The organism is Nitrospirota bacterium (assembly GCA_030645475.1).
Lineage (GTDB): Bacteria > Nitrospirota > Nitrospiria > Nitrospirales > Nitrospiraceae > Palsa-1315.
On sequence record JAUSMA010000067.1, the window covers coordinates 18,305 to 30,424 of the forward strand.

At 57.0% G+C, this 12,120-nt stretch carries 10 protein-coding genes; 4 read left to right on the forward strand and 6 right to left on the reverse strand.

The window, feature by feature from the left end; translation table 11 throughout:
- Nucleotides 1-14: 14 nt before the first annotated feature.
- The 3 genes from Q7U76_13575 to purE all read right to left on the reverse strand — a co-directional run bounded on the left by Q7U76_13575 (nt 15) and on the right by purE (nt 3,899).
- Entirely contained in the window at nt 15-1,865 is a 1,851-nt protein-coding gene (locus tag Q7U76_13575) for an ATP-binding protein (protein MDO8357416.1), read from the reverse strand.
- A gap of 352 nt (nt 1,866-2,217) precedes the next feature.
- Nucleotides 2,218-3,396: a 5-(carboxyamino)imidazole ribonucleotide synthase gene (locus tag Q7U76_13580; GenBank protein MDO8357417.1), complete on the reverse strand. Its 1,179-nt coding sequence runs from the start codon at nt 3,394-3,396 to the stop codon at nt 2,218-2,220.
- On the reverse strand, nt 3,393-3,899 hold the full coding sequence (gene purE / locus Q7U76_13585; GenBank protein ID MDO8357418.1) for a 5-(carboxyamino)imidazole ribonucleotide mutase: 507 nt from the start codon (nt 3,897-3,899) through the stop codon (nt 3,393-3,395). Before purE ends, Q7U76_13580 begins: the two co-directional genes overlap by 4 nt.
- 276 nt (nt 3,900-4,175) lie before the next feature.
- On the opposite strand from purE, the gene Q7U76_13590 reads away from it, so the two are divergent.
- The 4 genes from Q7U76_13590 (at nt 4,176) to Q7U76_13605 (ending at nt 9,829) form a co-directional block, all read left to right on the forward strand.
- Entirely contained in the window at nt 4,176-5,612 is a 1,437-nt protein-coding gene (locus Q7U76_13590; GenBank protein MDO8357419.1) for a biotin/lipoyl-binding protein, read from the forward strand.
- A 121-nt stretch (nt 5,613-5,733) separates the two neighbouring features.
- A complete protein-coding gene (locus tag Q7U76_13595; GenBank protein MDO8357420.1) occupies nt 5,734-7,218 on the forward strand; it encodes a TolC family protein in 1,485 nt (494 codons plus the stop codon).
- 138 nt (nt 7,219-7,356) lie between these two features.
- Nucleotides 7,357-9,021 carry an ATP-binding cassette domain-containing protein gene (locus tag Q7U76_13600; protein ID MDO8357421.1) on the forward strand — a complete coding sequence of 555 codons (1,665 nt, stop codon included), beginning with the start codon at nt 7,357-7,359 and terminating at the stop codon, nt 9,019-9,021.
- Between the two features lie 13 nt (nt 9,022-9,034).
- Nucleotides 9,035-9,829, forward strand: coding sequence for an MCP four helix bundle domain-containing protein (locus Q7U76_13605; GenBank protein ID MDO8357422.1), 795 nt, complete (start codon nt 9,035-9,037; stop codon nt 9,827-9,829).
- A gap of 16 nt (nt 9,830-9,845) precedes the next feature.
- Here the strand turns inward: Q7U76_13605 and Q7U76_13610 are convergent, their stop codons facing one another.
- Genes Q7U76_13610 through Q7U76_13620 form a run of 3 tightly spaced genes read right to left on the reverse strand, consistent with a single transcriptional unit; the run spans nt 9,846 to nt 12,114 of the window.
- The gene (locus Q7U76_13610; GenBank protein ID MDO8357423.1) at nt 9,846-10,574 is read right to left on the reverse strand and encodes a pseudouridine synthase; all 729 of its coding nucleotides are present in this window, start codon (nt 10,572-10,574) and stop codon (nt 9,846-9,848) included.
- A gap of 17 nt (nt 10,575-10,591) precedes the next feature.
- Nucleotides 10,592-11,524 (reverse strand): agmatinase, encoded by a 933-nt coding sequence (gene speB / locus Q7U76_13615; protein ID MDO8357424.1) that lies wholly within the window; start codon nt 11,522-11,524, stop codon nt 10,592-10,594.
- A 23-nt stretch (nt 11,525-11,547) separates the two neighbouring features.
- Nucleotides 11,548-12,114: an arginine decarboxylase, pyruvoyl-dependent gene (locus tag Q7U76_13620; protein ID MDO8357425.1), complete on the reverse strand. Its 567-nt coding sequence runs from the start codon at nt 12,112-12,114 to the stop codon at nt 11,548-11,550.
- Between the last annotated feature and the right edge of the window lie 6 nt (nt 12,115-12,120).

The window sequence follows — 12,120 nt, forward strand, 5'->3', positions numbered from 1 at the left end:
CAAGCAGCCGGGACTCATGCATCTAGCAGTTCACGCACTTTTTCCACCAACCCAGTTTGTCGATAGGGGCGCCGCAAGAGATATTTCGGGTTGAGGCGATGAGACACCATCGCCTCGTCGTCATAACCAGAGACAAAGAGCGGTTTCATCATCGGATGTTGCGCCAGCAACCGTGTGGCTAAGTCACGCCCGCCAATCTCCGGCATCATGAGATCGCTCACGGTCACATGGACGGCTCCAGGATGTTGCTGCGTGAGCAACAACGCTTCAACGGACGAGCTCGCCTCCAAAACTTGATAGCGATGCCGTAGCAGCGTGGAGAGTGCGAGCTTGCGGTCAATTTCATTCGCATCCACCAAGAGAACCGTCTCCTGACCTTTGGCTGAAACCTGTGTCTGGAGTGATGGCGCGAGCGGCCGACCCTGTGGTGCACAGGGAAGCACCACCCGCACCACGGTGCCTTGGCCAGGCTGACTCACCACATCGACCTGACCTGCACTTTGTTTCACGATGCCATAGACTGCGGTAAGTCCAAGTCCCACATTCATTTCTTTTGTGGAGAAGAAGGGCTCAAACATGTGCGACTGGGTCTCGAGACTCATCCCGCTTCCCGTATCGCTCACTTGAATCAGCACCTTGGACTGGTGCCCCCCCTTGCCACTCACCGATACACTCTCATGCCCACTGGACACGGGCTTCGCCTCAATCCGAAGCCGACCACCCTGTGGCATGGCCTCTCGTGCATTGACCGCAAGATGCAGCAGGACCTGTTCGAGACCTTCACGGTCAACCTCGACATCCATCGATGCATTGTCGATAAGGAGGTCCAGCTCAATCGACGCAGGCAGCAACCCTCTGATCACTCCACGAATCTCCTCCAGCACGGCCTTGACCGACAGCACCTGCCGAAAGTGGCCGTCATGGAGGCCCAGTCCGGACAATTGAGCCGTCAAGGCCGCGGCCTGACCTCCGCTTCGAAAGATGTCATCGACCGGCCGATACAGCGGGTCGCCCGCTTTGAGGGAGGATAGGACAACGCCCGTCTGCCGCCCGATCACGGAAACCAGATGACTGAGTTCGTCGGCAATCCCTCCGGCAACTCGACCAATCGCCTCCATCTTCTGCGCTTCAAGTAATTGCTTCTCCAGGCCTTGCCGTTCTTGCTGCTCCTGCCGAACTTGCTCATTCGCTCGTGAGAGATCCCCCTTGAGCGCCTTGATACGAACCTCCAACTGGTCACGCGAGGCTTGCAAGGCCTGCTCAGTTTCTTTCAAGGTCTCGATACTCTCCATCAAGAATGACTTCTGTTGCCGTTCGGCCCCAATCGTTTGCAACGCCAGTCCGTAGAATGTTGCCATCACCAATAACACCGGCACCCCCAACAGATGCCCGACCGTCAATGAACCAGTTTGGACGACCCCTTGATAGAGGGTGAATCCATATCCGGCACAAAGCAGCAGGGAAAAGGCGATGACGTGGGAGAGCCTCCGCACCGAAGCGGCAATGAGCATGAGCAGAAAATACGACAGATAGAGATCCGAGCGAGCATTACCGGACAGGTAGATTGTTGCAGTGACGAATACCGTATCGATCCCGATCAGAGCTCCGCTGAACCATGAAGCCTGCAGAATTGAGATCGGCACCAATAACAGACAAAGAACCATCGCCGCCAACCCGCCGACCATCACTTCACTTGTCACTTGGCTTGCGAGAAGTCCCCCCCCTGATAATAGCTGGTAGGCCAACATGACCCCAACCAGCGACTGAAGCACGACGTATCGTGGACGTGAAATCGCACTGTCGTACCGCGAGTCGTCCAACAGCGGCTCAGCACGATTCTCAGAAGGGAGAGTGCGACTGCTCATCTGCATGATCTCCTGTTGGGCTACCAAAGACTCGCAGGATGCTGAGCGAGTCGGTCGGTCGTGGCCTCTCGTGCCAACATCGTTTTCTTGCAACCGGCTCAGAGTGGAGCAAGTCCTGTACCGATACCCCAACAGAGGAGAACCCCGCCATTCCCAGTAACTACGCACTGAGAAGGTGAACCGTTTTATCCATCTCCCTACAGCAGTTCACAAAATAGAACGGTACGTGATGGCCAGAAAGTGGCTCACAGATTGGCTTTGCCTGATTACCTAGGCCGATAAAGTTGTCGCTCCCGCGGCAGCATCCTGTCGGTTGATGCCGGATAGGAACCAGACACAAACATGAAAGTGTTTATGCTAAAGGGAGGGAACCGTTCGCCAGGCCGTCACGAAACGGTTTCGCACGATCGAGAGCAAGACCGAGTGTCTCGCCGAGAAATGTGACATGTCCCATCTTGCGACGGGAACGAATCTCGCGTTTACCATAGAGGTGGAGCACTGCGCCAGGGATGTCCAGCAGGGCTCGACAACCTGAGCCATGTGTAATAGCCGCGACATCATTCCCGATGAGATTCACCATGACGGCTGGGCTCAACAGACGCACTTCACCAAGCGGCATTCCACTAGCCGTACGAACCTGTTGCTCAAACTGAGACACACTGCAGGCATCAAGCGTGTAATGGCCAGAATTATGGGGCCGAGGCGCGATTTCGTTGATGAGCAGTTCTCCGCTAGACAGCTGAAATAATTCGAGGCAGAAGACCCCAACCCCTTCCAGACGATCCACGACCTGACGTGCAAGAGCGGCCGCTCGTTCGGCCACAATGGGAGATGCCAACGCCGGCACTATGGTGGTCCGAAGAATCCCCTCTTCATGTTCATTCTCAGCCAACGGATAGGTGCAGCTCTGTCCATCAGATCCGCGGACCACCAGGATCGAAAGTTCACGTTCAAACGGCACATAGGCCTCCACGATCCATCGTATGCCTGGGCGGCCGGATTCCAATAATGCCCGTTCCACCTCCTGGACATCGGACTCCTGGCCAATGCGCCACTGGCCTTTGCCGTCATAACCGGCCGTCGCCGTCTTACAAAATGCGGGATAGCCAACCTGTCGGACGGTTGCCGCCAATTGATCGGGTGCTGTCAAGGTGACAAACGAAGGAACGGGAAATCCGTTGGAGGCCAAGAACCCCTTTTGTTCGAGGCGATCCTGAATCACGTTCAGGACGGCACTCGACGGACGAACCGGTTTCTGCTGCTCCAACGCACGACAGAGCTCCGCAGGGATATTTTCCCATTCATAGGTCACGGCGCTGACCAGGTCGACAAACCGCACAAGACTGGGCTGATCGTTAAAGGGAACTGAAAAGTTGTATGTGGCTAAACGATGGGCAGGCGCCTCTGGATCGGGATCCCAAACGGCGACCTGATAGCCAAGACGGCGTGCTGCCAGGGTGAACATGGCGCCCAATTGTCCGCCACCCAGAACACCGAGAACAGACCCTGGTTCGATGACCTCTGCCTTCACGCTCGACGACTCGGGCGGCCTGGGCCTTTCGTTTTGGCCACCAAGCCCTTCGCCTCAGGAGAGTGGAGCACGCTGTCCGTCTGTGTTTGACGGAATAGTTTCACACGGTCGGCAATCGCTGGATACCGGCCTGCCAAGATTTGCGCCGCCAGCAAGCCGGCATTTTCCGCCCCGCCGATCGCCACGGTGGCGACGGGGACCCCTCGTGGCATTTGGACGATGGAGAGGAGGGAGTCCAGTCCGCGAAGATTCTCCGTCGGGATCGGAACGCCAATGACCGGCAGATGCGTCTTCGCAGCCAGCATCCCGGGAAGATGGGCCGCCCCGCCAGCCCCGGCAATAATCACTTCGATCCCCCGGCCGGGAGCCTGTTCAGCATAGGTGAACAAGCGATCCGGAGTCCGATGCGCCGAGACGACCAGGAGTTCGCTTGGAATCCCCAGATCCGTCAGCATCGCCACGGCCTTCTCTAAGATCGGGAAATCGGATTTACTTCCACCCAACACCCCGACCAAGGGATGCGAGCGATCTACCTTTTTTCGTTGCGATAGTCGTAGGGGTCCTCTACTGAGACGAGGCATATTCGCGCGGGCCTTTCTCTCGTGGGTCTCTGGCTTATGGCTCTCAACGGAGCCCCCACCTTATCGACTCTCTGAAGGATGGTCAAGCAGGCCCTACCAGCAAAAGCCGATTCCCGCAGAGAAATTGACCGGATGATCGGCTTTCCACTATGATGGAGCCGTAGTAGTCGTTTCTCTGCCTCTGTCGAGGAGAAGTCGGTGGCACGCTTCACACAGGATTTGCGAAGCAAAGTTCGCTCCCTTGTCAGACGGGACACCGGCCTGGATGAGATCGCTATCGACGAACTTGCGACCTCCAGAAAGCTTCAGTCCTGGGAAGCGGTCCAAATCCCCGAACGTCTTCGATTTTCTTCGCGCCTCGCCATCAAACTCGTACTCCTGTTTCTCTTGATCATCGCCTTCGTTCCTTGGACACAGACGATTACCGTCAGCGGACAACTCTCCGCCTATACGCCCTCCGAACGTCCGCAGGATATCGAAGCGCAGATCACCGGACGGATCAAGAAGTGGCACATCTTTGAAGGGGTGCGCGTCAAGCAAGGCGATCTTATTCTTGAGTTAGATGACTACGACCCCAATTTCATGTCTCCGGACCTCCTATCTTTCCTAGACCAACGACGCAAGGCGCTGGATCAAAGTCGCAAGGCGGCGCTCGCCCGCGCCGAGCAATTGGATAAACGGATCAAGGAGATGCAGAACCTCGTGAAGTCCGCGGTCCCGTCCGCCCAGGCACGCGTAATCGAATCTGAGAATAAGGTCCGGGAAGCCTACCAGAAAGTCGAAGCAGCAAAAATTGCGGTCGCGACAGCCGAGTTGAACGTGGACCGGCACAAACAGTTAGCCGAGCAGGGCCTCGTGTCGCAACGCGAACTCGAGTTGACCATTCAGTCAGCGCTTGCCACCAAAGCCGATCTGACCGGAGCACAGGCCAACCTTAAGGGAGCAGAACAGGCCATGAAGGCTCTCGGCTTCGGCCGCGACCAGGTCAGCGCCGAAGTCCTGCAACGATTGCTCGACGCAGAAGCGGCCCGTGAGGCCTCTATCGGCGAAGCGGCAAAAGCCACCGATCAACTGGCCGATGTCTCACTGCGCATGTCCAACGCGGAACAACGCCGGCTCGCCGGCCACATCCTCTCCCCGATCGATGGCACCGTGGTGAAGATGGCTCAAGCCGGTGCCGGTGAAACCGTCCGCCCCGGGGAAAAACTCGTGAAAATTTCTCCAGCGAGTGCCGACAAGGCCATCGAGATGCTGGCTGACGGAATGGACGCCCCGCTGCTCAACGTAGGCCGGAAGGTGCGTGTCTTGTTTTATGGGATTCCGGCTATTCCCCTCCCGGCTTGGCCGGAGATCATGGCCGGCACCTATGGTGGCGTCATCAAGGTCATCGACCAAGTCGACGACGGCAAGGGGAACTTTCGTTTCTGGGTGGTCCCGGATCCCGACGATCGAACCTGGCCGCCACAAGAACATGTCCGCCAGGGAACCAAAGCCATGGGATGGGTCATCTTGAACCGAGTCCCCCTGTGGTACGAGCTCTGGCGGCGCTTCAACCTCTTTCCCCCAGATTACCAAGAGCGCCCACCAAGCCTCATCGACACTCTCTTGCCAAAAGCAGGGCGAGGTGCGAAATAAGCGCAGCGCAGTACGTGTTACCTCGTCTCAATATGCCCGCACCACAAACGACATCACCTTTCCGCGCCTGGTCTAACCCTCGCCGCGGTCGCTCGCCTATCTGACGAAAGGAGTCTGTCTCATGAATTCCCGTCACGCTCTCCCAGTCCTGCTGCTCCTGGGTTCGATCGGGCTCTGCCCCTCCCTCTCCTCTGCGGAAGAGCCGATGAAATCAAAATCGCTCCCGCCAATTCCCTTGAGTGTGGAAGAGATTCACGCCTGGATCGATCGCTCGCACCCACTCCTCAGGGGGGCCGGTACAGAGAAAACCATGGCACGAGGGAAAATGCTCAAAGCATTAGGCGCTTTTGAGCCAACCCTCATCAACGATACTGAGATCGAACGATTCATCAAGAGTTCAGACCCCGGCAAAGGCACCCAAACAGCGGGATTCAACGACACACTCGTCGAAGCGCGCCACCCCTGGGGATTTCGCTACAGCGCAGGGGTACGGCATGCCATCGGCGATGCAACCATTCCCGATCTTTCATTCGGCGGGGGTAACAATCAAGTCCTCCTCGGAGGCTTCTTCCCGCTGCTCCGAGGCCTCATGATGAATCCAGAAAATGCTGAACTCCAGCGATCCGAATTGGCCAATCCAAAGGCGGAAGTGCAGATCTCTCAAACAAGACAGGACCTGTTCCTGGCGGCAGCCACACAGTTTTGGGATTGGGTCACCGCGGTGAAGCTTGCAGAGGTGCAGCGCCGAGCCGTAGGAGTGGCCGAAGACCGGTATCGACAGGTTGAAGGCCGCGCCAAGGCAGGAGCTGTCGCGCCGCTCGACGTGGTCGAGGCCAATCAGGAGGTGCAGCGCCGCCGCGAGGTGGCCATCGCCGTGCAACGGCTGGTAGAGCAAGAACAGCTGAAACTGTCCATGTTCCTCTGGGAGAATAACGCGCCCGTCTCGCCGCATCTGGAGCGAGCCCCAGACTTCCCGTCGGCCATGCTGGTGCCGGCGCCTGACATCATCCAAGCCCATAAACTCCAAGCCAAAGTCGATCGGCCGGAGGTCAAAGAAGTCGGCATCGAAGCCAAACTCAACAATATCGATCTAGAGCTGGCCAAAAATAACCTCCTTCCCAGCCTGGATGCTGAAGCAGCGCCATCTCGCACGCCGGAGAAGTTCGTGCTGGGGCTCGGCTACCGCTTTGGGCTGGAACTCAAGATTCCGATCCTCCAGCGAAAGAGCCGCGGCGAAGTCCTGGAAGCGCAAGGCAAGGCAGATCGATTTGTCTTCATGCAGCAATTCCGCGAGCAACAAGTGCTCATCGATGTCGACAATGCCCTCTCCGCCCTCGAACGTGCCAAGGAACGCGTCGCGGCGGCAGCCGAATCGCTCCGACTGGCTAAAACCCTTGAAGAAGGGGAACGTTTCCGGTTTAGCCTTGGAGCAACTAGTATCCTCTTCGTCAACTTACGGGAACGGAATTCAGTCGATTCGGAGAGCCAGGTCATCCGAGCCAAGGCGGACTATCAAAAGGCGCGAGCCTTGTACCAATGGGCCATCGGAGCCTGGGCCAGAACGACGCCGTTCGTAACTCCCGTTACCTATCGGGCAAGAGATTGATTGAGAAGAAGTGGCTTTTCTTTCACTGCTTTGATAGCGTGAGAGCATAACGCGCCTGTTCCCATACATCGGCTCACCCTGCCCCTCTAACGCAGTGCAACGAGAGGCAGGACCTCGCCGAGGAAGAAGGCGGATTTCGTGCAAAGTCAGGTCGGTCTCCAACAGAATCTGTTTCAATCGATGCTTGCATGCCTGGGCGTCCTCTTCCGCTTGGAGCGGAAGATCCTTGCCCTGATCGTCTCGTATTCACTCGCCATCGGACTCTTCTCCCTCATTGTCCCTCTCACAGTCCAAGAGCTCGTCAACACGTTTGCCTTCGCCATTCAGCCCATCACCATTGTAACTCTCGCAGGGGTGATGGTGGCCGGGCTCATGTTCGTCGGAGCATTCCGAGCTTTGCAGTTCTACTCCGTCGAGGTGCTGGAGCGCCGGATCTTCGCTCGGGTCGCCCTCGGGATGGCCCAGCAGTTGCCCCAGTTGCAATTTTTAGGGTTTAAACCCCGCTATGCCAATTACTTCATGGAGACCGTCTTTGTGCAACGGGCGCTCTCCGTCCTCCTCGTTGACCTGATCAACGTCATCGTGGGCGGGGCGGTCGGCATGACCATCCTGGTTTTTTATCATCCCTACTTCTTGTTGTACAACGCATTGCTCATGGCAGGGTTTACCGTCGTCTTTTTTCTCATGTCGCATGGAGGGCTGAAGGCCACTATCGCCATGTCCCATGCAAAATATGACACCCTGCATTGGCTGCAGGAGATCTCGTTTAATCTGCTGCACTTCAAAGCCACGGATAGCCAAGCCATACTGATGCGGAGGACCGATGAGTTAGTCCAGTCCTACGTCGAAACCAGACAAACTCGATTCGGCATCCTGATTCGTCAATACCTGGGATCGGTCGGCTGGCAAGCCGTCGCCCATAGCGGGCTCCTTGCCACTGCCGGATGGCTGTTGTCCATCGGTCAATTGACGCTCGGGCAACTGGTCGCCGCCGAGGTTGTTGTCAGCGGACTCCTCCTGAGTTTCGATGCCGTCGTCAAACGCATGGGACACATTTATTACTTCCTCACCGGTTTGAACGAACTCGATTTTCTCTTCTCGCTTCCGAAAGACCAAGCCTCCGCCACCCTGTCCGTCCCGCTGCCGGATCCCACAATTCACGGTATTCGCGTGACCTGCAAAGACCTCGCGGTCATCCACCCAGGCCTGCCGACGATCTTCGAACAGTTCAATCTTGAAGTCACACCCGGAGAAAAAATCGGCGTCTACGCCAGTACGGCGGCAGCCAAAACGGCGCTCGCACGTGTCTTGGCAGGCCTGGAAACTCCGACTGGCGGCGTCCTTCGCTACAACGGCGTAGACCTTCGCCACCTCGATCTTCAGGCGATCAATCGCTGTCGAGGGTTCATGATCGACTCCCAGCTCACTCTGTTCGAGGGCACGATCGAAGATAACATCGTGTTGGGACGATCCTATGTTCCTTATAGCGATATCCGGTGGGCATTGCGCTTCACCGAACTGGAAGAAGACGTCGACGCATTCCCGCAGGGAATCAAGACCCACATCCGGGCCCCGGGAAAAATTCTTGCTCCAACGCATATCCTGCGGATCTTGCTCGCACGCGCAATCCTCGCCCGTCCGCAAATTCTGATCTTTGACGGTATCATCCACAATATGCAGCCGGCCATGCGCGAGACCGTCTTACGACGGCTCTGCTCAAAAGACGAACCCTGGTCGGTGATCTTTATATCGAACGATCCGAATCTCACGCCGCACGTCGATCGACGAATCATTCTCGATTAAGTTAGGGGAACAAGTGAGACTGACAACCTTTATTCGATCATTTCAGCCGAGCGCCTCACAACTATTGATCAGCCTCCTGGTTGCCGGCCTTGGGTGGCTCAGCGGACAAGCCTTAAGCAGCGTCGACCAGGATTTACGCATTATGTATACCGAATACACGCTCGGGGCCACCGATCTTGCCCATATTTCCGCAGACATCATGCGGTACAGAAACACCATCATCCGTGCCCTCGAAGCGGACAGCCAGAAGGACTTCGAGCGAATCACCGAATCCTTGCCCGCACAGCGCGCGAGAATTCAGCATGCCGTGGACCGGTATGCAGCCGCGGGGCTGCGCGTCTCACGGAGCGGGCGCAGTGAGCCTGAAGATATCGAGGCGGTCCGGCGCAGTCTCGATCAATATTTTTCCGTAGCCAGCACAACCGTACAACTCTTGACGCAGGAATGGACCGCCGTCTCTCTAACGGAAAGGGAAACCATCAGGCGAAAGGCGGAAGAACATGCCTCCGACAACGCAGGCCCGAAAATGATTCAGGTTAGCCTCGCGCTGGACCGGCTGTTGGACACGGTGGCGGATGTGGCAAAAGACATGCGGGATGAAGGCACCAAGGCGATCCAGCGCACAAGCCTGCTGCTCGTAGGTGGAAGTTTTTTTATCGCCTTTTTGAATCTGTTCTTCACCAGACAGCGTGGAGGAACCTCCCAGCACAATGATGGTCCGGACGAACGCGAGATCGATTCTGGCCACCGCCCCATCCCACGCCCATTGGCCAGTGACACCCCAGCGGCGATACTACGCCAGGAATAGTTCGTTCTGGGTCAACCTACCCGCTTATGCCGTGACTACTCCCTCGCCCCACAGCCTGAAAAAGCTGTGCACGCTCCTCGTCGGTGAGCGGCTTCCAGGCTCCGGAGGCTAATCCACCAAGCGTCAGATGCATGATCCTGACACGGTGCAACATGAGCACCCGATACCCCAAGACTTGGCACATGCGCCGGATCTGTCGATTACGTCCTTCTGTGAGAATGATGCGGAACCGTGCGGGACCGAGTCGGTCAATCCGGCAGAGTTTGGTCGGACGGTCGAGAATGTCGACTCCCTGAGCCATACGGTCAACGAATGTCTGGTCAAACGGGCGATCGACTGATACCTCATATTCCCGCTCATGCCCATGCTCGGTTCGGAGAATCTCGTTCACGATATCTCCGTCGTTCGTGAGCAGGATGAGACCGGACGAGTCCTTATCGAGTCGGCCGATTGGAAAAATTCGCTCCGGGTGGCCGATCTCCGCAATGATGTTACGAGCCACATGCGACTCGCTGGTTGTTGTCACGCCGACAGGCTTGTGATACTTGATATAGACCGAGGCCGTTCCCCAGGGAATCACCTGTCCGTCTCGTGCGATGACGTCTTCAGGAGTAACCTTATCTCCCAATGAAGCCACCCGTTGATTGATGGTCACGCGACCGGACTCAATCAAGCGATCGGCCTCACGCCGAGAGCAAATGCCATGGTGTGTGAAAAACTTATTGATGCGAAGCTGGGCGGTCACAGGGTAGGCATGCCGTTTTAGTGAACGCGACGGCCCGCTTTAATTCGCCCCAACATGCGGTAGATCAAGCGGGCGATACAAAACTGCGGAGCGACGAACCCTTCGATTGGAGCAATCTCGCTGATATCCATCCCGAGGATGCCAGGGCCGTTGGCCAACGCTGTGATGAGATTCAGCGTATCGTACCACCCCAATCCACCGGGCTCAGGAGTGCCGAGGGCGGGAACCAGCGAGGCATCAAGCCCGTCACAATCGAAGGTCAGATAGACCGGCCCGCGACAGGCCTTTACCACCTCAGGAACCCAGCGAGAGGCCTTGCCCTCGTAGGGTCCTGACGGGTCAAGAATATCGGCGGCAAAGAACGTAGAAATCCGATCGGTGCTCTGAATACGCTCAATTTCTTCTGGAGAAATTGACCGAATCCCGACTTGAACCAACGGTAATCCGTCATCGACCACGCGAGCCATGACGCTGGCATGGCTGTAGGGGTTTCCCTGGTAGGCTTTCCGCAAGTCGCCGTGGGCATCGATTTGCACCACGCACAAGTCAGGATAGCGGCGTGCATGGGCTCTGATCGCCCCCAGCGCACCGGTATGTTCCCCGGTTAAGGTCACAACAAACCGACCGGTCCCGACATGAGGTGTGACGAAGGCATCGATGGCATCCACCGCTTGCCGATCGACTTTTCCGTCAAGGTCGAGCGAGCGGATGGTGGCGACCCCGCCCCATTCGCGATAGGGCTCACAACGCAGTGTTTCGTCGTATAACTCGACCTGTTGAGACGCCTCGATGATCGAGGATGGCCCTCGATCGGATCCCAACACGTAGCTGGAGGTATGTTCGTAGGGCGCAGGGAGGATATAGACGCCCGCCTGATCAGGATGGCACCAAGGCTCTTCGAGCCCGAGGAAGTTCTGGTCGATACCTTCCCATCCGGCAGGAAGCGTCATGGGCGTTCACTCATTCGACAGGGCTACCGACGCCGTTTTGGAATATTTTCTTCTGGAATGAACACGGCCAACGCAATCACGGTCGTCCAGCGATTGGGTTTCCCAATAGCAGACTGGGTAATGTTGAGCGTCCGAACAATCTTGCCGGCCATCTTGAAGACTTGTTCCCGTTCTTTCCAGGCAATGTTCGGATCGAACTCAACGCCGAGCGTCGTGGCCAACATCTGTGCCGCCAAGTCTTCCGTATATTCACCCGTCTCTTCATCGGTTTCGCCATGTGCATGGTGCTCGGACAGATAGCCATAGGTCCGGCGATCCGTCGGGATCGCCAAGCCAATCGAGGCGGAGACCAGGCGATTCCGCTCATTCGTTTCCGATCGCGCCATCACACAGAACGTGATTTCACCGGGGTTCAGTAATTTCTCGCCGCGCGCACGCGGGATAATTTTGCAATTCGGCGGGAGAATCGACGACACCGTGACGAGGTTACAATAGGCAACGCCAGCGCTACGCAAGGCTTGCTCGAAGGAGGCCAGCTTTTCTTTATGGACTCCAACGCCTCGCGTCAGAAACATCTGCGTAGGTACCATCGTCTC